General features: G+C 73.4%; 18 protein-coding genes. 6 read left to right on the top strand and 12 right to left on the bottom strand.

Annotated features, from left to right (window positions below; translation table 11 throughout):
• Positions 1-181: 181 nt before the first annotated feature.
• From ACFXBC_RS27190 to ACFXBC_RS27180, 3 genes are all read right to left on the bottom strand, one after another.
• Positions 182-1,444, bottom strand: a complete 1,263-nt coding sequence (locus ACFXBC_RS27190; RefSeq protein WP_385029807.1) for an NAD(P)/FAD-dependent oxidoreductase — start codon at positions 1,442-1,444, stop codon at positions 182-184.
• An 82-nt stretch (positions 1,445-1,526) separates the two neighbouring features.
• Positions 1,527-3,680, bottom strand: coding sequence for an MMPL family transporter (locus tag ACFXBC_RS27185; RefSeq protein ID WP_385029803.1), 2,154 nt, complete (start codon positions 3,678-3,680; stop codon positions 1,527-1,529).
• Between the two features lie 107 nt (positions 3,681-3,787).
• A complete protein-coding gene (locus ACFXBC_RS27180) occupies positions 3,788-4,276 on the bottom strand; it encodes a MarR family winged helix-turn-helix transcriptional regulator (protein ID WP_385029800.1) in 489 nt (162 codons plus the stop codon).
• A gap of 122 nt (positions 4,277-4,398) precedes the next feature.
• Here ACFXBC_RS27180 and ACFXBC_RS27175 point away from each other — a divergent pair, with 122 nt between their 5' ends.
• Both ACFXBC_RS27175 and ACFXBC_RS27170 read left to right on the top strand, forming a co-directional pair.
• Entirely contained in the window at positions 4,399-5,943 is a 1,545-nt protein-coding gene (locus tag ACFXBC_RS27175) for an SDR family oxidoreductase (RefSeq protein ID WP_385029797.1), read from the top strand.
• 89 nt (positions 5,944-6,032) lie between these two features.
• Positions 6,033-7,406: a cryptochrome/photolyase family protein gene (locus ACFXBC_RS27170; protein ID WP_385029794.1), complete on the top strand. Its 1,374-nt coding sequence runs from the start codon at positions 6,033-6,035 to the stop codon at positions 7,404-7,406.
• Between the two features lie 35 nt (positions 7,407-7,441).
• Here the strand turns inward: ACFXBC_RS27170 and ACFXBC_RS27165 are convergent, their stop codons facing one another.
• The 4 genes from ACFXBC_RS27165 to fmt form a co-directional block, all read right to left on the bottom strand.
• The gene (locus ACFXBC_RS27165) at positions 7,442-8,458 is read right to left on the bottom strand and encodes a sugar-binding transcriptional regulator (RefSeq protein WP_385029834.1); all 1,017 of its coding nucleotides are present in this window, start codon (positions 8,456-8,458) and stop codon (positions 7,442-7,444) included.
• A gap of 123 nt (positions 8,459-8,581) precedes the next feature.
• Positions 8,582-9,268: a ribulose-phosphate 3-epimerase gene (gene rpe / locus ACFXBC_RS27160; protein WP_385029791.1), complete on the bottom strand. Its 687-nt coding sequence runs from the start codon at positions 9,266-9,268 to the stop codon at positions 8,582-8,584.
• Positions 9,269-9,465: 197 nt separating this feature from the next.
• Positions 9,466-10,932: an RsmB/NOP family class I SAM-dependent RNA methyltransferase gene (locus ACFXBC_RS27155; protein ID WP_385029788.1), complete on the bottom strand. Its 1,467-nt coding sequence runs from the start codon at positions 10,930-10,932 to the stop codon at positions 9,466-9,468.
• Between the two features lie 100 nt (positions 10,933-11,032).
• Positions 11,033-11,965 (bottom strand): methionyl-tRNA formyltransferase, encoded by a 933-nt coding sequence (fmt, locus tag ACFXBC_RS27150; RefSeq protein WP_385029785.1) that lies wholly within the window; start codon positions 11,963-11,965, stop codon positions 11,033-11,035.
• A 326-nt stretch (positions 11,966-12,291) separates the two neighbouring features.
• On the opposite strand from fmt, the gene ACFXBC_RS27145 reads away from it, so the two are divergent.
• Positions 12,292-12,861 carry a hypothetical protein gene (locus ACFXBC_RS27145; RefSeq protein ID WP_385029782.1) on the top strand — a complete coding sequence of 190 codons (570 nt, stop codon included), beginning with the start codon at positions 12,292-12,294 and terminating at the stop codon, positions 12,859-12,861.
• Positions 12,862-13,231: 370 nt separating this feature from the next.
• Here ACFXBC_RS27145 and ACFXBC_RS27140 read toward each other — a convergent pair whose 3' ends face one another.
• The 5 genes from ACFXBC_RS27140 to ACFXBC_RS27120 all read right to left on the bottom strand — a co-directional run bounded on the left by ACFXBC_RS27140 (position 13,232) and on the right by ACFXBC_RS27120 (position 19,353).
• Positions 13,232-15,373 carry a primosomal protein N' gene (locus ACFXBC_RS27140; RefSeq protein WP_385029779.1) on the bottom strand — a complete coding sequence of 714 codons (2,142 nt, stop codon included), beginning with the start codon at positions 15,371-15,373 and terminating at the stop codon, positions 13,232-13,234.
• A 102-nt stretch (positions 15,374-15,475) separates the two neighbouring features.
• A complete protein-coding gene (locus ACFXBC_RS27135) occupies positions 15,476-16,561 on the bottom strand; it encodes a DUF2891 domain-containing protein (RefSeq protein WP_385029776.1) in 1,086 nt (361 codons plus the stop codon).
• A gap of 94 nt (positions 16,562-16,655) precedes the next feature.
• Positions 16,656-17,624: a DUF979 domain-containing protein gene (locus ACFXBC_RS27130; RefSeq protein ID WP_385029773.1), complete on the bottom strand. Its 969-nt coding sequence runs from the start codon at positions 17,622-17,624 to the stop codon at positions 16,656-16,658.
• The gene (locus ACFXBC_RS27125; RefSeq protein ID WP_385029771.1) at positions 17,621-18,352 is read right to left on the bottom strand and encodes a DUF969 domain-containing protein; all 732 of its coding nucleotides are present in this window, start codon (positions 18,350-18,352) and stop codon (positions 17,621-17,623) included. The genes ACFXBC_RS27130 and ACFXBC_RS27125 overlap by 4 nt, the downstream gene beginning before the upstream one ends.
• 239 nt (positions 18,353-18,591) lie before the next feature.
• A complete protein-coding gene (locus tag ACFXBC_RS27120) occupies positions 18,592-19,353 on the bottom strand; it encodes a GntR family transcriptional regulator (protein WP_385029831.1) in 762 nt (253 codons plus the stop codon).
• Positions 19,354-19,547: 194 nt separating this feature from the next.
• Between ACFXBC_RS27120 and ACFXBC_RS27115 the strand changes: the two genes are divergently transcribed.
• From ACFXBC_RS27115 to ACFXBC_RS27105, 3 genes are all read left to right on the top strand, one after another.
• The gene (locus tag ACFXBC_RS27115; RefSeq protein WP_385029828.1) at positions 19,548-20,297 is read left to right on the top strand and encodes a LamB/YcsF family protein; all 750 of its coding nucleotides are present in this window, start codon (positions 19,548-19,550) and stop codon (positions 20,295-20,297) included.
• Positions 20,298-20,428: 131 nt separating this feature from the next.
• Positions 20,429-21,103: an allophanate hydrolase subunit 1 gene (locus tag ACFXBC_RS27110; protein WP_385029825.1), complete on the top strand. Its 675-nt coding sequence runs from the start codon at positions 20,429-20,431 to the stop codon at positions 21,101-21,103.
• A 107-nt stretch (positions 21,104-21,210) separates the two neighbouring features.
• Entirely contained in the window at positions 21,211-22,059 is an 849-nt protein-coding gene (locus ACFXBC_RS27105; RefSeq protein ID WP_385029822.1) for a biotin-dependent carboxyltransferase family protein, read from the top strand.
• Positions 22,060-22,225: the final 166 nt, after the last annotated feature.

Raw genomic sequence — 22,225 nt, 5'->3', positions numbered from 1 at the left:
AATGGGCGGGCGGGAAGTCAGCTCCGTCCGGCAGAGGATCAGGCTGCGGCTCCTAGGCCATCATCGCCGATGGGGTCCCGGCTGGCGAATGCCCGCCCCCTCTTCTGTGGCTTCCACCAGGGGCGGGAGGGCCGCTCTCGTATGTTCCCCCGAACCGGCCGGACCGGTGGGGGGTGCGGGCTCACACCGCTCCGTGCGGGTCGCTCCGGTCCTCAAGGACTTCGCGTGCCGCCCGCGCCCCGGAGGCCAGCGCCCCCTGCACGGAGCCGGTGGCCCGGTGGTCCCCGCACACATAGCGCCCGGCGGTCACCCGCGTCGTACGGCTCAGCGGCCAGGGCGACGTCATGGCGGGCAGCGCGCCCTCCACCGTGTACGGGGCGAGGAGCTCCCAGGACGAGGTGTCGGCGCGGTACGCCTCGGCGAGCGCTCCGCGCAGCCTCGCCTCCTCCCCCGGGCTGCCACGCCCGAGGACGGATGTGGAGATCAGGGAACGCTCGGCCGGGGCGTAGGTGGGGGCGACCTCGCTCAGTACACAGGTGTTGAGGAAGCGCTGCGCGCTGTCGACCAGCAGGGTCGGCTCGTGCAGCGGCGGCTGCGGGGCCGCGTGGTAGTAAGTCGTGACGGTACGGGTCTCGGGGACGGCGAGGCCGGGCAGCAGCCGCGCCGCCATGTCCGGACCGGTCGCGACCACCACCCGGGGCGCATGGAGTTCCGTACCGTCCGGCAGCTCGACACCCGTGTCCGTGAGCGCCCGCACGGGGGTGCCGGGTCTGAGCACCCCGGGCGGCAGCGCGCCCGCCAGCTGGGCGGGTACGGCCCCGATGCCCGCGGCGGGCAGGCACTGGGTGCCCCGGAGCATGCTGCGCCAGACCAGGTGGAAGAAGCGCGACGAGGTTTCGAGGCTGTCCTCCAGGAAGACACCGGAGAGGAAGGGCCGGAAGAACACCTCGACGAGCTGCTCGGAGATCCCGGCGTCGGCGAGCGCGGTGCGGGTCGTACGGTCGGCCGCGCGCTTCACCGTGCTCGCCGGGCCGAACAGATCACGCGCGGAGAGCAGCCCGAGCGCCAGCAGGTCGCGCCGGCCCGCGATCGGCCGCAGCGACAGCAGGTCCACCGCCACACCGGGCCGCCGGGTCGGGTCGCTGAACCGCAGCCGCCCCGACGGTGTGTGCACCAGGGCCCCGGGGGTGAAGGGGCGCAGCCGCAGCCCTCGGAGCCACATCCGCTGTTTGACCTGCGGGTAGGAGGTGTTGAAGACCTGGAAGCCGCGGTCGAGGAGGAATCCGTCCCGCCGGTCGGTGCGCATACGGCCGCCCGCCGTGTCCGATGCCTCCAGCAGACTCACGGACAGCCCCTCGCGGCACAGATCCGCGGCGCAGGCGAGACCGGCAAGCCCCGCACCGATCACGATGACATCGCTGCGCCGGCCCCGGTGGTCCGTCATGGGGTGTCAACCCTTCGCTCGTCCGACCTTCAGTAGACGTCCTCGGGGCGGTTTTCTCTCGCCGGTGCCACCGGACGGGCTGTCAGCGGGCGGGGCCGGAGGCCCGGTCGTGGCCCGCCGGCGGGCCGCCCGCCTCCGGATCGGCCGCCTCCGGATCGGCCGTCCGGCTGAGCACGCCCGGCCACCAGGCGACCGGTCCCAGGTCCCGTACCAGCGCGGGAACCAGCAGGGACCGTACGACCAGGGTGTCCAGCAGCACCCCGAAGGCGACGATGAACGCCACCTGGACCAGGAAGGCCAGCGGGATCACCCCCAGCGCGGCGAAGGTCGCGGCGAGCACCACCCCGGCCGATGTGATGACGCCCCCGGTGGCGGTGAGCCCGCGCAGCACACCCTGGCGGGCGCCGTGCACCAGGGACTCCTCCCTGACCCGGGACATCAGGAAGATGTTGTAGTCCACTCCGAGGGCCACCAGGAAGACGAAGCCGTAGAGGGGTACCGACGCGTCCGTGCCGGTGAATCCGAAGAGGTGCCGGAAGACCAGGGACGCCACCCCCAGCGTCGCCAGGTAGTTGAGGGCGACGCTGGCGACGAGCAGCACCGGCATGAGCAGTGAGCGGAGGAGTCCGATGAGGATGACCAGGATGATCGCGAGGACCACCGGCACGATGACCGTGCGGTCGCGCTCCGCGGTCTTCTCCGTGTCGTACTGCTGCGCGGTGTAGCCGCCGACCAGGGCCCCGGCGCCTGGTACGCCGTGCACCGCGCTGCGCAACCTGGCCACGGTCCGCTTCGCCGCGTCGCTGTCGGCGGGGCTGCTCAGCGTCGCGTCGAGTTCGAAGCGCCCCCGGACGACCAGCGGTTTGCCGGCCCCCGGGCGGCCCGACGCCGTCACGGGAGCGGCCGACGCGACACCGTCGGTGTGCTCGACCGCGGCGGTCACCTGCCTGATCCGGGAGGCGTCGGCGACGACGACCGCCGGGTTGCCGGATCCGCCGGGAAAGTGCCTGCTCAGTGTCTGCTGGGCGGCGACGGACGGCTCGTCGTTGACGAAGATCTCGTTGAGCGGGACACCCTTCGACGCGAGGGTGGGCGAGAACGCCGCGCAGGCCACGAGGACGACGAGCGAGACCGCCCAGACCTTGCGCGGGGCGCGGTCGACCAGCGCCGCCACGCGGGTCCACACCCCGTGCCCGCGCGCCCGGTCCTCGGCGCTCCGGAGCCTGGCGGGCCAGTACGCGGCCCGGCCGAGCAGCACCAGTACGGCGGGCAGGAAGGTCAGCGCGCTCGCCATGGCGCAGACGATGCCAATGGCACCCACAGGACCCAGGGCGCGGTTGTTGGTGAGATCACTGAGCAGCAGGGCCAGCAGGCCGAGAGCCACGGTGGCACCGCTCGCCACGATCGCGGCGACGGAGCGCCGCAGAGCCGCGCGCATGGCCGGGATCCGTTCGCCGCGTACGGCGAGTTCCTCCCGGAAGCGGGCCGTGAGCAGGAGTGCGTAGTCGGTGGCGGCGCCGATGACGAGGATGGAGAGGATCCCCTGCACCTGGCCGTCCACCCGGACATGGCCGGCCGAGGCGAGGGCGTAGACGATGGCGCAGGCGAGACCGAGTGCGAAGACCGCGCCCAGAATGATGATCACGGGCAGCAAGAGGCTCCGGTAGACCAGCACCAGGATGACGAGCACCACGATCAGGGCGACACCGAGGAGCAGGGTGTCGATGCCGGAGAAGGCGTCGGAGAGATCGGCCTGGCTGGCCGCCGGGCCCGCCACCTGCGCGACGGTGCCCGGTGTCCGGGCGGCCGCCGCCCGGATCCGGTCGACGGTGGGTGCGAGCCGGTCGCCGAGGTCGGGCCGTAGCTGCACCACCCCCTCCAGTGCTCTGCCGTCCCGGGACGGGAGCGCGGGGGACGGCCTGCCGACGACGCCGGGGCTGCCCGCGAGGGAGGCGAGCGCACGTGAGGCGGCGGCCCGCTGATCCGCGCCGGTCCGGCCGCCGCCGCGAGCTGTCCAGACGACGATGGCCGGCAGGGTCTCCTGCTGCCGGAACGCGTCCTGCTCGTGCGTGACCCGGGTGGACTCGGCGTTCTGGGGCAGGAAGGCGGCCTGGTCGTTGGTGGCGACCTGGCTGAGTTTGCCGGCGTACGGACCGAGCGTGCCGCCGATGGCGAGCCAGACGACGAGCAGCAGCGCGGGGACCAGCCAGCGGGCCCGGCGGGTGGTGGTGGTCATGGTTCTCCCCGGGCTGAGGCACCCTGTTGCCGACAATATCGATGGTAAACAATCTCAATGATTGAGGGAACTTATCGTGTGCGGCACCCACCGGATCCGGCGGGCACTCAGCCCCTGGGCGCGCGTATCCCGGCGAGTTCGCCGTTCATCGCCGTGAGGAACCTGAGCACCACGGACAGCTCAGCTTCGCTGAAGTGGTCACGGGCGTTCTCGGTGGCCGCGGCGAGCGGCCTGAAGTAGGCGCGTGCCGCCGCCCGCGCCCCGCTCTCGTAGTGGAGGTGGACCATGCGGCGGTCGGCGCTCTCCCGGGACCTCCGGATGTGTCCGGCCCGCTCCAGCCGGTCCACACAGGCCGTGACCGCACCGGAGGTCAGCCCCAGACGCTCCCTCAGACCGCCCGGCGTGAGCGGCTCGTCGGCGTCCAGGATCGCCGCGAGGGCCTGCACATCGGTGGGATGCAGACCCTGGCCGATGGCGAAGCTGTGCACCAGCCGGTTGATCTCACCGTTCATCCGGCGCATCTCCACGGCGAAGGCCCGCAGATCCGGCGGCGCGTCCCCGGCTGTCACGCCGTCCCGGTCATCTGTACTGGTCACGCGATCAGCCTAGCCGTGTCCCGCTGTCGCGTTCATGGACAGAACCCGGGGAGAAGCGAGGATGGGAACACCGGGGGGGGACGGCGGAAAAAGGAATGAAACCGACAGGACGCGGAGGCCCCATGAGCGACAGCGAAGCGGCACCCCCGCCCGCCTCACCCGCACCGCACTGCCTGGTGACCGGGGCGACGGGCTACATCGGCGGCCGGCTCGTGCCCGAACTGCTCGACGCCGGGCATCGCGTCCGCTGTCTCGCCAGGACCCCGGAGAAACTGCGCGACCACCCCTGGGCCGGACGGGCGGAAGTCGTCCGCGGAGACGTCACCGACGCCGGGTCGGTCGCCGCCGCGATGCGGGGCATCGACGTGGCCTACTACCTGGTGCACGCGCTGAACACCGGCTCGGGCTTCGAGGAGAAGGACCGCAGGGCGGCCAGGATCTTCGGCGAACAGGCCAGGGCCGCCGGGGTCCGGCGGATCGTCTATCTGGGCGGCCTCACCCCCGACGACGTACCGGAGCGGGAGCTTTCGCCGCATCTGCGCTCACGGGCCGAGGTCGGCCGTGTCCTCCTCGGATCGGGGGTACCGGTCACCGTGCTGCGGGCCGCGGTCATCATCGGCTCCGGCTCCGCCTCCTTCGAGATGCTGCGCTATCTCACCGAGCGGCTGCCGGTCATGGTCACACCCAGCTGGGTCAGCACCCGGATCCAGCCGATCGCCGTGCGGGACGTGCTGCGGTACCTCGTGGGCAGCGCCCGGATGCCGGACGACGTGCACCGCTCCTTCGACATCGGCGGGCCCGACGTCATGACGTACCGGGACATGATGCGCCGCTTCGCCGCGGTCGCGGGCCTTCCGCACCGGCTCATCCTGCCGGTGCCGATGCTCTCGCCGCGGCTGTCCAGTCACTGGATCGGTCTGGTCACCCCCGTACCGCGCTCGCTCGCCCGGCCGCTCGCCGAGTCACTGCGCTACGAGGTCGTGTGCCACGAGCACGACATCGCGCGGTATGTGCCGGACGCCCCCGGTGTGCCGTTCACCTTCGACAGGGCACTCCAACTGGCCCTCCAGCGGGTGCAGGACGCCCAGGTCACCACCCGCTGGTCGTCCGCCGCGCTGCCCGGCGCCCCCAGCGATCCGCTGCCCACGGACCCCGACTGGTCGGGCGGCAGCCTCTACACGGACCGGCGGCGGCTCATCACGGACGCGACCCCCGAGGCCCTCTGGCGGATCATCGAGGGCGTCGGGGGCGAGCACGGCTGGTACTCCTTCCCGTTCGCGTGGACCGTGCGCGGCTCACTGGACCGGCTGGCCGGCGGGGTCGGGCTGCGCCGCGGGCGCAGGGACGCCCAGCGGCTCAGGGTCGGCGACTCGCTGGACTTCTGGCGGGTCGAGGCGATCGAGCCCGGCCGGCTGCTGCGGCTGCGGGCCGAGATGCGGCTGCCCGGACTCGCCTGGCTGGAGATGTCCGTGGACCAGGACGACCAGGGGCGCACCCGCTACCATCAGCGCGCCCTCTTCCACCCCCGGGGGCTGCTCGGACACGCGTACTGGTGGAGTGTCGCGCCGTTCCATTCCTCCGTCTTCGGCGGCATGGCCCGCAATATCACCGGGGCGGCGGAGCGTTCGGGCACCGGCCGTCAGGAGCCCGCCCGCACCGGCCGCTGACCACCCGGCTCCACCCACACCGGCCGCTCACCCCTCAGCTTCGCCCACACACACCACACCACCGCATCCCCGACCACCAGGAGTGGCGCATGACCGTGTCGGTCGCCCTGTTCACCTCCAACCTCCGGCTGCACGACAATCCGCCGTTGCGGGCGGCGCTCGCGTCGGCGGACGAGGTGGTGCCGCTGTTCGTACGGGACGAGGCCATCGAGTCGGCCGGGTTCGCCCCGCCCAACCGGCGGGCCTTTCTCGCCGACTGCCTGGCCGACCTGGACGCCGGGCTGCGGGAGCGTGGCGGCCGGCTCGTCGTGCGGTCGGGCGACGCCGTCCGGGAGGTCTGCCGGGTGGCCTCGGAGACGGACGCCGCCGATGTGCACCTGGCGGCCGGGGTCAGCGCGTACGCCCAGCACCGGGAGGAGCGGCTGCGCACGGCGCTGGAGTCGGACGGCAGGCGGCTGCACGTCCACGACGCGGTGATCACCGCCGTACCGCCGGGCGCGGTCACCCCCGCCTCATCGGACCACTTCGCGGTCTTCACGCCGTACTTCAGGCGCTGGTCGGACGAGCGGCTGCGCGCCGTCCAGGGCGCGCCGCGCACGGTACGGGTGCCGGACGACGCCCGGTCCGACCGGCTGCCGTCCCGCAAGGAGGTGTCCGGGGCCTCGGAGGGGCTGGCCGCCGGAGGTGAGCGCGAGGGACGCGCCCGCTGGTCGGCCTGGCAGCGGAACGGGCTCGCCGGGTACGAGGACCACCACGACGACCTGCCGGGCGACCTGACGTCCAGACTCTCGCCGCATCTGCACTTCGGCACCCTCTCCCCCGTCGAGCTGGCGCACGGCGCCACCCGGAAGGGCGGCGCCGGGGGCGACGCGTTCGTACGACAGCTCTGCTGGCGGGACTTCCACCACCAGGTACTGACCGCGCGCCCGGCGGCCGCATCCGACGACTACCGCTCACAGCACGACCACTGGCGCTCCGAGCGGTCCGCCGCGCGCGAGATCACCGCGTGGAAGGAGGGGCGCACCGGATATCCGGTGGTGGACGCGGCCATGCGCCAGCTGCGGCACGAGGGCTGGATGCACAACCGGGGGCGCCTGCTCACCGCGAGTTTCCTCGCCAAGACGCTGTACGTGGACTGGCGGGTCGGCGCCCGGCACTTCCTGGAGCTGCTGGTGGACGGCGATATCGCCAACAACCAGCTCAACTGGCAGTGGGTGGCGGGCACCGGCACGGACAGCAGGCCGAACCGGGTGTTCAACCCGGTGACCCAGGGCAAGCGCTACGACCCGCGGGGCGAGTACGTACGCCGCTGGGTGCCGGAGCTGGCCGGCCTCGACGGCGCCGCCGCGCACGAGCCGTGGAAGCTCCGGGGGGCCGAGCGCGCCGCGTACGACTATCCCGAGCCACTGCTCGAACTCTCCGAGGGGCTGGCCCGGTTCAAGAAGGCCAGGGGCCGGGACTGAGCGCGGGTGACGCGGTCCGGCAGGCCCCGCCGTCCTCAGACCCCGTCGGGGTCCGCGCGCTCCAGTGCGGGGCGCGGCCCCGGCCCGGTCTCCGTCAGCAGGAAATCGGCCGCAGCCGTATCGGTGACCAGGCTGGTGACCAGGCCCGACTTCAGAACGGCGCCGATCGCCGCCGCCTTGCGCTGACCGCCCGCGATCGCCACGACCTCGGGGATCCGGCGCAGCCGGTCGGCCTCGACGGTGATGCACCGCTCGCCCAGGTCGCGGCCGACCCGCCGTCCCTCGGCGTCGAAGAGGTGCGCGGACATCTCGGCGGCGACCCCCAGCGAGGCGTAGTGCGCCCGCTCGGCGTCGCTGAGCATGTCGTGGACCGTCGAGATGCCCGGCTCCCACGAGCCGATGGATACCGCGGCCACGGTGACCTTGTCGAAGTACTCGAAGGCCCGCGCGATGCCCGTCTGGTTGCGGAGCGCGGCGGCGGTGGCCGGGTCCGGCAGCAGCATCGGGGCGTAGATGGGGTGCGCCTCTCCCCCGGAGACCTGCGCCGCGCGCCGTACCGCCTCGACGGAGCCGCGCTCGGCGGTCCCCGCGTCGTACACACCCGTCAGCTGGACGACCGTGCACGGCGGCAGCGAACTGAGCGCCGCCGCCATGTGGATGGTGGAGCGTCCCCAGGCCAGGCCCAGCACATCGCCCTCGGTCACCAGCTCGCCGAGCAGGTCGGCGGCCACCTCGCCCAGGTTCTCCGGGTCCGGGGCGTCGTCCGCCGCGTCCGCGGGGGACTCGACGACGACCGCGTGGCGCAGCCCGTAGCGGGCGCGGAGCGCGTCGGAGCGCTCGGCGTCCAGCTCCGCTGGGACCCGGATCTCGATCCGTACGAGATCGCGCTCCAGCGCCGTCTCCAGGACCCGCGCGACCTTGAACCGGCTGACGCCGAACTCCTCGGCGATCTGGATCTTGGACTTGCCCTCCAGGTAGAAGCGACGCGCCATGGCCGCCGCTTGCACCAGCTCCGCGGGTCCCATCCGCAGGGCTGATCTGCCCGCCGACATTGCAGACACCGCGATCTCCTCACTACTGCTGTTCACTACTGCCGTACACACCCGGATCCGCCATCCTGTCAGACCCGGCACCACTTGATCAGCCCCGTAAGGCCGCGTTCATTCCCCGGCCGCTCAGTGGCCGCAGGCCCAGCCCGCCGCCGCCGTGGTCTCCTGCGCCTGGTGGCGGAGCATACGGACCGCCGCCGCCGGGTCGTCCGCGCCGTAGACAGCGGAGCCCGCGACGAAGACGTCCGCACCGGCCTCGGCGCACCGCTCGATGGTCGAGGCGGAGACCCCGCCGTCGACCTGGAGCCAGAGTTCGAGGCCGTGCTTGGAGATCAGCTCACGGGTGCGGCGGATCTTCGGCAGCATGATGTCGAGGAAGGACTGGCCGCCGAAGCCCGGCTCCACCGTCATGATCAGCAGCATGTCGAGCTCGGGGAGCAGGTCCTCGTAGGGCTCGATGGGCGTCGCGGGCTTCAGCGCCATGGAGGCCCGAGCGCCCTTGGCCCTGATCTCCCGCGCGAGCCGTACCGGGGCGGCGGCGGCTTCCGCGTGGAACGTGACGGAGCCCGCGCCCGCCTCGACGTACTGCGGGGCCCAGCGGTCCGCGTCCTCGATCATGAGGTGGCAGTCGAGCGGGGTCTCCGTGGCCCGGCTGAGCGCTTCCACCACGGGGACCCCGAGGGTCAGATTGGGTACGAAGTGGTTGTCCATCACGTCGACATGGAGCCAGTCGGCGCCTTCGACGGCCTTCGCCTCCTCCGCGAGCCGGGAGAAGTCGGCGGACAGGATGCTGGGGTTGATCTGCACGGCCATGCCCCAAGCCTGCCATGCCCCGGCCCAGTTGCCCGCCATCGCAGGGGCCGGAGGGGGCCGGGGAACCGCACACACCGCGCAAACCTCGCATACACCGGTGCCCCGGGGCCGTCCGTGGCTCCGTCCGGGCCACTGGCACCGGTCCCGGTCCGCCGCGCGCGCCTCCGCACGGGCCCCGGTGCGAGCCGGTCCGCGGATCAGGCGGTGCGCCGCAGCAGGGCCAGATACATCGCGTCGGTGCCGTGCAGATGCGGCCACAGCTGTACGTCAGGGCCCTCGCCCACCGCCGCGACCCCCGGCATCAGCGGCCTGACGTCGATCCACTCGGCCTCCACGGGCTGTCCGCCGCGCCCCTTCAGGACGTCCTCGACCACCGCCCGCGTCTCCGCGATATGCGGTGAGCAGGTCGCGTACCCGACGACGCCACCGACCCGTACGGCGTTCAGCGCCTCGCGGAGCAGACCCCGCTGCAGCGGGGCGAAACCCTCCAGGTCCTCGGGGCGCCGCCGCCACCGTGCCTCGGGCCTGCGGCGCAGCGCGCCGAGCCCGGTGCAGGGCACATCCATCAGCACCCGGTCGAAGGAGCCGGGGCGCCAGGGCGGCCTGGTGCCGTCGGCCGCGATCACCTGGTACGGGCCCGGGTTGCCGGTCAGTGTCCGCTCGACGAGCCGGGCGCGGTGCGGCTGCTTCTCGGACGCCAGGAGCAGGGCGCCGCGCTGTGCGGCGAGCGCGGCCAGCAGGGCGGCCTTGCCGCCGGGGCCCGCGCAGCCGTCGAGCCAGCGCTCGTCGCGGCCCTCCAGCGGCGCGTTCGCCAGGGCGGCGGCGACGAGCTGGCTGCCCTCGTCCTGGACCCCCGCACGCCCGTCGCGCACCGCTTCGAACGCACCGGGTTCGCCGCCCTCGGCGAGCCGGACGGCATACGGCGACCAGCGGCCGGGCAGCGCGGAATCCGCACCGGCCGCGCCGGTCAGCTCCTCGGTGGTGGAGCGGCCCGGCCTGGCGACCAGGGTGACCTCGGGGCGTTCGTTGTCCGCTTCGAGCAGGTCCTCGATCCCGGCCCGGCCACCGCCGAGCGAGTCCCACAGCGCGGAGACGATCCAGCGGGGGTGCGAGTGGACCACGGCGAGATGGGCCTCGGCGTCTTCGTCGTACGGCGGGGCGACCCGCTCCAGCCAGCCGTCGAGATCGTCGGCCGCGACCTTGCGCAGTACGGCGTTGACGAACTTGGCCCGCCCGTCACCGAGCACCACCCGGGCCAGTTCCACACTCGCCGAGACCGCGGCGTGGGTGGGGATGCGGGTCCCGAGCAGCTGGTGCGCGCCGAGGGCCAGCACATCGAGCACCGGCGGGTCGACCTGGCGCAGCGGACGGTCGATACAGGCCGAGATGACCGCGTCGTACGTGCCCTGTCTGCGTAGCGTCCCGTAGACCAGCTCGGTGGCGAGCGCCGCGTCCCGCCCGTCGAAGTCCGGCTTCTCGCGGGCCTTCTTCAGCAGCGGCGGCAGGACGAGGTTGGCGTACGCGTCCCGCTCGTCGACCGCCCGCAGCACTTCGAAGGCGAGGAGCCGCACCGGGTCCTTCTGCGGGCGGCGGTAGGGCTTCGGCTGCTGGTTCGGCTGCCGGCGCGACTGCTGCGCGGGACGGCGGCGAGGCTGCTCGGTCACGTGAAAGGTGCTCCGCTGAGGATGAGGGGACGAACCCTCTCAGCGTACGTCCGGCACGGCGGGCCGCCCGGCCGGGTGCTCTCACCTGGTCACATGGGCGCTACTCGCCGATGAGTTCACCCGCGGCGATCCGCACCCCGCGTGCCCAGTCCGCCGCGCGCATCGGCTTCTTGCCCTGCGGCTGGACCCAGTGCAGCTCCACCGCGTGCGAGCCGGTGCCCACGTGCACGCTGTTCTTCGCGACGGCCAGTTCGCCGGGGGCCAGGTCCGTACGGTCGGTGACCGGGGCGAGGGAGACCAGCTTGAGGCGCTCGCCCCGGAAGACGGTCCAGGCACCGGGCGCGGGTGTGCAGCCGCGCACCAGACGGTCCACCCGCATCGCCGGGGCCGTCCAGTCCACCCTGGCGTCCTCGACGGTGATCTTCGGGGCGAGCGAGACCCCTTCGGCCGGCTGGGGCACCGCGTGCAGAGTGCCGTCATCGATCCCGTCCATGGTCGCCACCAGCAGGCCCGAGCCCGCGAAGGCGAGCCGGGTGAGGAGATCACCGCTGGTGTCGGTGGGCCGCACCTCCTCGGTGAGCACCCCGTAGACCGGGCCCGAGTCGAGACCCTCCTCGATCAGGAAGGTGGAGGCACCGGTCACTTCGTCACCCGCGATGACCGAATGCTGTACCGGCGCTGCGCCCCGCCAGGCCGGCAGCAGCGAGAAGTGCAGATTGACCCAGCCGCGGGCCGGCACGTCGAGGGCGGTCTTGGGCAGCAGCGCCCCGTAGGCCACGACCGGGCAGCAGTCGGGGCCGATCTCGCGCAGCCGGGCGAGGAAGTCCTCGTCCCGCGGCCTGGCCGGCTTCAGCACCTCGATGCCCGCCTCATCCGCGCGCTGCGCGACCGGACTCGCCACCAGCCGCCTGCCGCGCCCCGCGGGGGCGTCGGGGCGGGTCACCACGGCGGCCACCTCGTGCCGGCCCGATTCGATGAGCGCGTCCAGGGCGGGTACGGCGACCTCGGGGGTGCCTGCGAAGACGAGTTTCACTGGATGCCTCTCGGACCGGCTGCGCACGGCTGACCGACTGCGCACGACTATGAGCGGCGCACCAGTCTACGGGCCTGCTCCGAGGGGGCGTACGCACCGCCGCGCGCCCCTCGCATATGCCCCTACGCCCCGCAGCGTGACCAGAACAGCAGGTGGAGCGTTGGTCAAGAGAGATTGACCGAAACGAAGAGAAGACCCGCACACCGAAACCGCAGACCAAAGCGGGTCCAGCACACCGGGATTCCCTGAAAACCCGTCCGAAGCAGAGTGGGCCGTGGAAGCAGCGCGGCCCGATCCATTTCCACGCCGGTTCGAGAGGCTTGTTCATGGCCGACCACGCAACCCACGACGCCCAAGCGCGGGCCAGCCTGCACCTGTTGGTCAGAGACATCGAGCGGGTCCGCCGTCAGGTGGACGCCCTGCGCACCCTCACCGCTCAGCTGGGCAATGTCTACCGCCCGCGCCGCTCCGGCCCTTCTACGGGCTTCGTCGTCTACGGCAGGGCCCCCGCGCCGACCGTCCGGCTGGCCCAGGAACTCCGGGACAGCGTCGAGACCCTGGTGACGGCCGCGGTGGACTTCGACCGGTCGCTGGGCTTCTCGTGGGACGCGGTGGGGTCGGCGCTCGGAGTCACCAAGCAGGCGGTGCACCGCAGATACGGCACCCGGCGGGCGTCGGCCGCCGCTGCCGTGGCCGCCACCACGACCGCCGAACCGGAGAGTCCCGCCACCGACGAGGAGGGCCGGCCGGCCACTCCCCCGCACGATCTGCCGGTCTCACCCGGCCTGCCGTCCGTGCCGGCGGCGCGGTCCATGCCGCCGCAGCCGACACCGGGCGCCCACGCGCTGCGCGAGGAGGCACGCCCGACTGCCTTCCCGGGGCCGCGCAACGGCTGATCCCCGGTGAACCGGGCCGCAGGCCCGCCTGATCCCCGGAGAACCCGGCCGTAAGCCCGCCTGATCCCCCGCAAATCCGGCCGCAGGCCCGCCGTGTTCACGGCTCCCGCCCCGCATCGACTGCCCCTCGCGCCGCATCGCGCCGGGGGCAGTCGCGTGAGCAGTCGCGTAGCTGGGCGATGGCGCGCACGGCCGGACCGGTGGGGCGGGGCGTGGGGCGATCAGGGCGAACGGCGAATCAAGTGGTAGGGCGGTTCGGGCAATCGGCCGGTAGGGCGGACCTGGCGGAAGGTCAGGTCAGGCCGTACGGCGGTCAGGCCGCCGAGCCGCCCAAGTCGCCTTCCCCGCACCCCCATCGGCCCACCCCGCGTCAGCCGATGTCCGGCGGGTCGACCCTGATCCGTACCGGATCGCCACCCCGGGTCAGCCGCGCCGCCTGCGCCGTCCTGAGCGCCATGGCGAGTGCGGCTCCACTGCCGGGCGGCACCCGGACCAGCGCCCGCTCCCAGCTCTCGCCCGGCGGTGGATCGCCGGGCCTCCGGGGCCTGTTGGGGTCGGCGGGAATGACCGGCACGGGGCCCAGCACCTCGGCGTCCCGCGGCAGCCGGACCGCGCCGAGGAACTCCTCCAGTGTCTGCGCCCGCCCGGACACCGCGGCCATCCGCGAGACCGGCGGGAAGCCCAGCTCCGCCCGGTCGGCCAGCTCCCGGACCGCGTGTCCGGCCGGATCCCAGCGGACCAGCGCCTGTACGGGGCGGAGCGTCGGCTCGGCGACGACGACCACCGTGCCGCCCTCGCCCTGGCTGCGTACCAGCGCCGCCGCGTCGATCCAGCGGCGCAGCGCCTCCTCCCCCGCACGCAGATCGGGCCGGCCCAGCATCGCCCAGCCGTCGAGGAGCAGCGCAGCGGCATAACCGCCTTCGGCGACCGGTTCCGCGCCGGGGGTGCTCACCACCAGGGCGGGCCGACCGTCCACGGTCTCCAGCACATGATCGCGGCCCGAGGTCCGTACGGGCACCGCGGGAAACGCCCGGCCCAGCTCCTCCGCCGTCCGCCGCGCGCCCACGACCTGGGCGCGCAGTCTCGTATGACCGCACTCCAGGCAGTGCCAGCCGGTCGCGTCGCGTCCGCACCAGCCACATGTCAGCGTCCGCTCGTCCGGCGCTTCCAGCGGGCCCGAGCAGTGCGCGCAGCGGGCCGGCGTACGGCAGCGCTCGCAGGAGAGTCTCGGCACATAGCCCCTGCGCGGCACCTGCACCAGGACGGGGCCGCTGCGGAGGCCGTCCCGCACGGCCTGCCAGGCGAGGCTGGGCAGCCTGGCCGCCCTGGCTCCCTCATCCCGTGCCAGATCGAGATCGCCCACGGTCCTCACGAGGGGCGCGGCGGCCCTGACCTGCTCCCGGTCGGCGACGAGCGGGGCGGCCCAGCCGGTCTCGACGAGCTGGGCGGCCTCCACCGTGCAGCTCGTACTGCCCAGCAGGAAGGCGCACTTGTCGTGCGCGGCGCGCAGCAGCAAAACCTCGCGGGCGTGCGGCAGGGGTGCGTGCTGTTCGCTGTGGCTGGCGTCGCCGTCCTCCCAGATGACGGCGAGTCCGAGCTCCTGGACGGGTGCGAACATCGCGGCGCGGGTGCCCACCACGGCCCGCACGGCGCCGCGCCGCACCGCGAGCCACTGCCGGTACCGCTTCTCGGGGCCGGCGTCGGCGGTGAGCAGCGCGTGGTGTCCGGGGCCGAGCACCGCCGTGAGCGCTGCGTCCACCCGGGCGGCCGACCGGCCGTCGGGCACCACGACGAGCGCCCCGCGCCCCGCGGACAGTGCGGCGGCGACGGCGAGCGCCAGCTCCTGCGGCCAGTGCGGTCCGGGCAGCGCGGTCCACACGGCCCGCGGTGCCCCGCCGGATGCCAGCGCCCGCAGAAAGCCCGGCCCCTGGCCGTACCGCGTCCAGGTGCCCGGCTCCGGTGCGGGGGGCGGCTCCAGCGGCTCGGGGGAGGGTTTGCCCTCGGCCCGTGCGTTCCGCGGCGGCACGGCCAGTTGCAGGACGTCGGCGAGACTGCCCGCGTACCGGTCGGCGACCGCGCGGGCCAGCCCGAGCAGTTCGGGGCTGAGCACCGGCTCGGGTGACACCACCGCGGCGAGTGCGGCGAGCGGTCCCGAGTAATCGGACTCGGCCCGGCGCTCGACCACGAAGCCGTCGATCAGCCCCCCGCCCTCACGGCGGCCCGCGCGCACCGTACGGCTCCCCGCCCCGAACCTGACCCGCACCCGGACCCCCGGCTGGGCCGCCTCGTCCAGCTCCTCCGGTACGGCGTAGTCGAAGAACTGGTCGAGGTGGAGCACCCCCTTGTTCACCACGACCCGCGCCACGGGCAGCTCCCTGGCGAGGGCGGCCCCGCGCCAGGTGCGCGGCTTGGCCCGGGGCACCGGGGTGCGCCGCACCGTCTCCCTGATGAGAGCAAGCTGCTCGGGGCCCTCGTCGCCGGGGTCCCCGTGCTGCTCGTCGTCGCTGCTCACAGCCAAATTCCTACCAGACCCCACTGACACCGGGCCTGCCGGGCGGATGGCTGCGGAGCCGGTACGGGGCCGGTCCCCGAAGCGCCGTCGCGGTGGTCCGGATCAGTGTCCGGGTGCCGTGTCCAGGGCCAGCGCCGCGTACGTGGCCAGCCAGTGGTCGGAGTTGAACTCGCCCGACGAGACGGCCGGGAGCCCCACCGCCAGATGGGCCGCGACCGACTCCTCCACGGCCGTGCGGGCCGGCCCCGCGGGCAGGGCTCCGGCGATGGCGCGCAGCCCCGCCGCCCGGCTCATGGTGAGGCCGAGCAGATGCCCGATCTGCGGGTCGGAGTAGTCCGAGACCACCGGCGGGGTGAGCAGGGAGCACGGTTCCCCCGCGGTGAGCGCCGGTACGAACCGGGCGAGCCAGCCGGGGAAGTCCGCGGCCGGCAGGACCCGGAGCATCGCGTGCGCCTCGGTCAGCGCGGGCGACAGGAAGTCCTGGCCGGAGGGTTCCCAGTGCAGCGGCGCCTCGTGGTCGTCGGCGAACCAGTCGGTCAGCCGGCCGGCCGCCGCGTCCAGGACCGGACGGGCAAGGCCGGCCCGCTCGCCCGCGTCCAGGACGAGGCCGAGACCGAAGGCGCTGTTGTTGTGCACCCCGTGCCGGACCGGGTACGTCGCCTTGGCGAGCCAGGACTGGAGCAGATCGCCGACGGCGTCCACCGCGGGGGCGAGCGCCTCGGCCCACCGGTCGCCGGCCGCGCCTCCCAGAGCCCGGCACTCGGCGGCGAGTGCGACCAGCCAGGCCCAGCCGTACGGGCGCTCGAAGGACGGGCGGCGGCGCAGATAGGCGGCTTCGACGGCGATGTTGCCGGGGGTCAGATGGGCGTCGATGACGTCTGTGATCCGGCCTGCCGTGGTCGCGGGCAGCGCGCCGGCGTCACCCCTGCCCCCGTCCTGCGCCGCCGGGCCGAAACGGCGCAGCAGCCGGACGAGCAGCCAGTGCATGTGCACCGTCGAGTGCCAGTCGTAGGAACCGTAGAACGCGGGGTGCAGTGCGCGCGGCGCGACGATCTCCTCCGGTCCTGCGTACAGGTGGGCCGGGGCGTTCGGGTACTCGCGCACCACATTGTGGAGCGCCAGCTCCGCGAACGGAAGCGCGTACGCACGGGGCAGCACGGAGGCGGGGGCCGGTGGGGTGGGGGGCATGGCGGTACTCCTTGAGCGGGGCGGTACGGAGATCGTGGGTCGGTACGGGGACGGCATGGGGCGTGGTACGGGCCGCGCCGGACGGCCCGCACGGTCAGAAGGCGAACAGCGCGAGGACGGCGATGTTGCAGACCAGCAGGGCGGCCGCCGTCGGCAGTTGGGCCTTGATGGGCCCGTACTGGTCGTCCAGTTCCAGCAGCGCGGCCGGGACCAGGTTGAAGTTGGCGGCCATGGGCGTGACCAGGGTGCCGCAGAAGCCGCAGAGCATTCCGATGGCGAGGATCGCCGGGATACTGCCGTGCATCTGCTGGATCAGCACGGGCCAGCCGACCGCCGCTGTCATGACGGGGAAGGCGGCGAAGGCGTTGCCCATGACGATCGTGAACAGGACCATGCCGCAGCAGTAGACGAGCACCGCGACGAAACGCTGGCCGTCCGGCAGGATCGCCTCGGTGATCCTGCCGACCTGGTCGCCGACGCCCGCCGTCTGGAAGATCGACCCGAGTACGGCGAGCAGTTGGGGCAGCACCAGGGCCCATCCCATGGATTCGAGCATGTTGCGCCCGGCGTGCAGCGGGACCGTGACCCGCCGCTCGCGCAGCACGGCCATCCCGACCACCAGCGCGGCGATCGCTCCGATGCCGAGGCCCAGGATCGTCTCGTACCCCGGTTCCAGGACCGGTTCGCCGCCGAACTTCACCTTCTTCAGCAGGGTCGCGCAGAGCATCGCGACGACCGGGATGGTGAGAGCGGGGATGAAGAGTCTGTTCCCGAGCCGCGCCGCCGACGCTGCCCGCTCCTCGCGGGGCGGGGTGTGCGGTGTGCCCTTGCCGGTGAGGCCGAAACCGCCGAGGACGATCAGCACCAGAACGGCGACACCGAGCGGCTCGGCGGGAAGCGATTTGTCGACCACACCGGTCGAGTAGAAGAAGGAGGCGCCCAGCAGGCCCCAGAAGGACGCCGAGCCGAAGCGCCTGGGGTTGGTGCGGTCGCCGGCCATCTGCGCCGCCATCACCAGGAAGACCGCGCCGACCAGCCAGAAGAAGTACTCGGACTTGATCACTTGAGGTCCTCGGGACGGCGGGCGGTATGGGCGGCGAGCTCGTTCTCGGCGGCCACGACGGCCAGTTCACGTTCCAGCACCCGGTCCAGGTGCAGCAGCCGCGCGCCATGGATGAGGAAGGCGCAGATCGCGGACGGGATCGCCCAGAGCGCCAGGCTGAGCGGTTCGAGGTGCTGGTTGTACGTCGAGTTGACGAAGCCGGTGATCAGCAGGATCGAGCCGATGGCTATGAAGCAGTCCTCGCCGAAGAACATGCCGATGGTGTCGGCGCCCGAGGCATGGGAGCGGATCTTCTCGCGCAGCCGCTTGGGCAGCGGGCCGCCCGCCCTGGTCTCGGCCGCGGCCTCGGCCATCGGGGCGATCAGCGGGCGCACGCTCTGCGCCGGACCGCCGATGCTGGTCAGTCCGACGGACGCGGTCAGCTGGCGGATGAGCAGATAGAGAGCGAGGAAGCGTCCGGTGGTCAGCGCACCGAGCCGTCCGATGAGGTTGCGTGCCTGCTCCTGAAGGCCGTAGCGCTCCAGGAGACCGATGACCGGGAGCGTGATGACGAAGACGGTCACGGAACGGGACGAGGCGAAACTGTTGCCGAACGAGGCCAGCACTTCCTGCGGCGACATCTTGCCGAGCAGTCCGGTCACGATGCCGGCGACGCCCACCACGAGGAGGGGGTTGCGGCGGGTGGCGAATCCGAGGATCACCACGAGCACGCCGAGGAGAACGATCACGCGTCGGCCTTCTTCCGCGCATGGGCCTGGTGGCCCTGATCAGACGGGGATGCTGCGCGAGACCCTAAGCGATTGTTCAACAAACACACAAGGGGTGACCGTCACCCGTACGGGACGGACAGGAGGGCGCACGCGGGTGCCCGCGCGCCGACGCCGTGCCGCACGCTCCCCGTCACCGGGTCACCGGGCCCCAGGGCTCGCGCCGGGGCGCGTACGGAGCCCGCACCGGGATCCGCCCCTCACTCCGCGGCGAGACGCATCGCGTAGGCCTCGGCGAGCTGGCGGCGCGAGTCCTCCAGATAGAAGCCCAGCATCCGTTCCGCGCCCACCGCGTCACCCGCGGCCAGCCGGTCCACGAGCTGCCTGTTCCGGGTGAGGTAGGGCTCGTGGAAGCGTCTCGGGTCGGCCATCACATGGAAGGCGAGACGCAGCTCGGCCAGCACATTGCGCATCAGCTCGTCGACCCGGGGGCTTCCGGCGAGCGCCGCCAGCGCCTGGTGGAACCGGATGTTGGCGGTGGAGCAGGCCGCCCAGTCGTCCACGGCCGCCGCGCGCTCCCCGGTGGCCACCGCGGCCTCCACATCGTCCAGCGGGTACGGCGGCTCCGCCAGCGCCCGCAGCGCGGCGCACTCGACCAGCAGCCTGACCTGGTAGATGTCGACCAGGTCATCGACGGCCAGGACCCGGACGAAGACGCCCCGGTTCAGCCGGTGCTCCAGCAGCCGCTCATGGGTGAGCAGCCGGAACGCCTCCCGCAGCGTGTTGCGCGACACCGCGAGCGCGGCACTGAGGCTCTCCTCGGAGAGGCGGCTGCCGGGCGGGAAGTACCCCTCGGTGATCCGCTCCCGCAGAATCGCCGCCACCCGCTCCGCGGTTCCGGCGCCCGCGCCGATCTGAGCGGCGCTGTCCGCCATCAGCTCCGAGAGGTCCGGAGCCGCCCGGCCGGCCCCCGTCGTACTCCGGCCCTCCCCCGTCACGTTCCGGCTCGCCGCCCCCGTCATGCTCCTGCCCGCTGTCCCCGCCATGTTCCGGCCCCTGTCCGTCCGTCGCTCGCCGCTCCGCCCCGCGCCGGGCAGCGCCGCCAAGTCAACCGCAGCGGTACGCCCGCCCCCAAGCCGGCCCCTGGCCGGCACTCCGTCGTTACTCGCCCGACCCCTTGTCAGATTGTTCAACAATTCGTTAGCGTACGCGCGTGATGGATCTCAACGCGGACCTCGGCGAGGGCTTCGGCCGGTGGCAGCTCACCGATGACGACGCCCTCCTCTCCTGTGTGACCAGCGCCAATGTCGCCTGCGGTTTCCACGCGGGCGACGCGTCCGTGATGCGCCGGGTGTGCGATACGGCCGCCGCGCGTGGCGTCCGTATCGGCGCTCATGTCTCGTACCGGGACCTCGCCGGTTTCGGCCGCCGCTCGATGGATGTGCCACCCGGTGAACTGGCCGCCGAGATCGCCTATCAGATCGGCGCGCTCCGGGTCTTCGCGGAGGCCGCCGGGCCAGGCGTGTCGTACGTCAAACCGCACGGCGCCCTCTACAACCGCACCGTACGGGACGAGGAACAGGCCGCAGCGGTCGTCGAGGGCATCCGCCTGGCGGGCGGCAGCCCGGCGGTCCTCGGCCTGCCCGGCTCCCACCTGCTCGCAGCGGCCAGGACCGCGGGGCTCCCGGCGGTCGACGAGGCGTTCGCCGACCGCGCGTACACCCCGCAGGGCACGCTCGTACCGCGCCGCGAACCCGGCGCGGTGATCGAGGACGCCGCGACGATCGTGCGCCGGTCGGTCGGGATGGCCGTCGACGGCACGGTCACCGCCGCCGACGGCAGCCGCGTCACGGTCGGCGCCCGCTCCCTGTGCGTACACGGCGACACGCCAGGCGCCGCCGACGTCGCCCGCCGGATCAGGGCGGCCCTCGAAGAAGCCGGCGTCACGGTCCGGGCGTTCACGTGAAGCCCACGGACAGCACCGAAGCGAACGACTCCGGCGCCCAGGTGCCCACCACTGTGCTGCCCGCCCCTCCGGGCGGCGACAGCGCCGGCCGGGACGGGAACACCGCCGGCCCGGACGGCGACAGCGTCCGGGTGCTGCCCGCGGGCCGCCACGGTCTGCTCGTGGAACTCCCCACCGGGGAAGCGGCCGAGGCGTTCCACGCCGAACTGCTGCGCCGTCGCACCCTCGGGGTGCTCCCCACCGTCCGCGAGATCGTGCCGGGCGCCAGAACCGTCCTGCTCGACGGCATCGCCGATGGCACACCCGGCGCCCCGGAACGGCTGGCCCGCTCCCTCGCCGCCTGGCCCATACCGCCCCTGCCGCGCGACTCAGGCCCGGTCGTCGAGGTGCCCGTGGTGTACGACGGCCCCGACCTCGCCGATGTGGCCGCCGTGTGGGGCGTCGGGCCCGGTGACGTGGCCCGGATCCACAGCGGCATCGAATTCCGGGTCGCCTTCTCGGGTTTCGCACCCGGTTTCGGCTATCTGACCGGTCTCCCCGAGCGCTTCCGGGTGCCACGCCGGGCCACCCCGCGCACCCGGGTCCCCGCCGGATCGCTGGCGCTGGCCGGTCCGTACACCGGCCTGTACCCGCGCGAGTCACCCGGCGGCTGGCAGCTCATCGGCCGTACCCCCGGCCCGCACCGCCTCTGGGACCAGGACCGCTCCCCCGCCGCACTGCTGACACCGGGCACCCGGGTCCGTTTCATGGACACCTCGGAGCGCCACCGCGCCGCCGACACCCAGACCCAGGAGGCGGCCAGGTGACAGCGGCGGCAGAGGAGACAGCGGCACCAGAGGCGACACCGGCCACACAAGCAACAGCAGCGACACCACCCGCCCCAGGGGCACCAGCCACGCCCCACACGCTCCAGGTGGTCCGCGCGGGCGCCCTGACCACGGTGCAGGACGGCGGCCGTACCGGATACGCCCATCTCGGTGTGCCCCGCGCGGGCGCCCTGGACGCCCCGGCCAGGCACCTGGCCAACCGGCTGGCCGGCAACCCGGTGGACGCCGCCGTGCTGGAGACCACGCTCACGGGCTGCGCGGTCCGCCCCACCCGTCCGGTGACGGCGGTCGTCGGAGGCGCGCCCTGCCGGGTCACGGTCGACGGCAGACCCGCCCCCTGGGGCGCCCCCGTCCGGGTGCCCGCCGGCGCCGTGCTCGAAGCGCACCCGGCGGAACACGGCGTCCGCAGCTATCTGGCCTTCGGGGGCGGACTGCTTCCCGATCCGGTACTCGGCAGCCGCTCGGCCGACCTGCTCTCGGGACTCGGCCCGGCCCCCCTGCGGGACGGCGACGCCCTCCCGCTCGGCATCCCGCAGAGCCACGCCCCGGCCCCCGGCGCGGACCACGCCCCCTGGCCCGGCATCCCCCGCACCCTCATCCTGCCGGTGCTGCCGGGCCCCCGCCACGACTGGTTCACCCCGGCCGCCCTGCACACCCTGACGACGGCCGGATACCGGGTCTCGCCGCACAGCAACCGCATCGGCCTGCGCACCGAAGGCCCCGCCCTGGAACGGGCCCGGCAGGGCGAACTCCCCAGCGAGGGCGTGGTCCTGGGCTCCGTCCAGGTCCCGCCGGACGGCCGCCCGGTGGTCTTCCTCAACGACCACCCGACCACGGGCGGCTACCCGGTGATCGGCGTCGTCCCGGAACCCTCCCTGCCCGCAGCCGCCCAGGCACCCCCCGGAACAGCACTGCGCTTCACCCTGCTCGGCTGAACCCGCGTTCCCGGCACAGCACCCCTCACCCCGTGGCTGAATTCGCGTTCTCGACATGGCCGGGGGGGGGGGGGGGGGTGGGAAAGCCCCCGAGCTCCCGGCACGCCACTCGCGGCTGCCCCGGACCGGCCGCCCCGCCGCCCGGCCAGCGGCGCGCCGGGCGGGC

The organism is Streptomyces sp. NPDC059398, assembly GCF_042751845.1.
Lineage (GTDB): Bacteria > Actinomycetota > Actinomycetes > Streptomycetales > Streptomycetaceae > Streptomyces.
This window is presented reverse-complemented; position numbering and strand designations above follow the sequence as displayed.

What these genes read in the sequence shown, in the direction of transcription:
- rpe (WP_385029791.1), bottom strand. Translation starts at nt 9,268, where the DNA reads ATGGCCGTGCAGATCAACCCCAGCATCCTGTCCGCCGACTTCTCCCGG.
- ACFXBC_RS27165 (WP_385029834.1), bottom strand. Translation starts at nt 8,458, where the DNA reads ATGTCGGCGGGCAGATCAGCCCTGCGGATGGGACCCGCGGAGCTGGTG.
- ACFXBC_RS27145 (WP_385029782.1), top strand. Translation starts at nt 12,292, where the DNA reads ATGGCCGACCACGCAACCCACGACGCCCAAGCGCGGGCCAGCCTGCAC.
- ACFXBC_RS27135 (WP_385029776.1), bottom strand. Translation starts at nt 16,561, where the DNA reads ATGCCCCCCACCCCACCGGCCCCCGCCTCCGTGCTGCCCCGTGCGTAC.
- ACFXBC_RS27175 (WP_385029797.1), top strand. Translation starts at nt 4,399, where the DNA reads ATGAGCGACAGCGAAGCGGCACCCCCGCCCGCCTCACCCGCACCGCAC.
- ACFXBC_RS27115 (WP_385029828.1), top strand. Translation starts at nt 19,548, where the DNA reads ATGGATCTCAACGCGGACCTCGGCGAGGGCTTCGGCCGGTGGCAGCTC.
- ACFXBC_RS27170 (WP_385029794.1), top strand. Translation starts at nt 6,033, where the DNA reads ATGACCGTGTCGGTCGCCCTGTTCACCTCCAACCTCCGGCTGCACGAC.
- ACFXBC_RS27190 (WP_385029807.1), bottom strand. Translation starts at nt 1,444, where the DNA reads ATGACGGACCACCGGGGCCGGCGCAGCGATGTCATCGTGATCGGTGCG.
- ACFXBC_RS27120 (WP_385029831.1), bottom strand. Translation starts at nt 19,353, where the DNA reads ATGACGGGGGCGGCGAGCCGGAACGTGACGGGGGAGGGCCGGAGTACG.
- ACFXBC_RS27185 (WP_385029803.1), bottom strand. Translation starts at nt 3,680, where the DNA reads ATGACCACCACCACCCGCCGGGCCCGCTGGCTGGTCCCCGCGCTGCTG.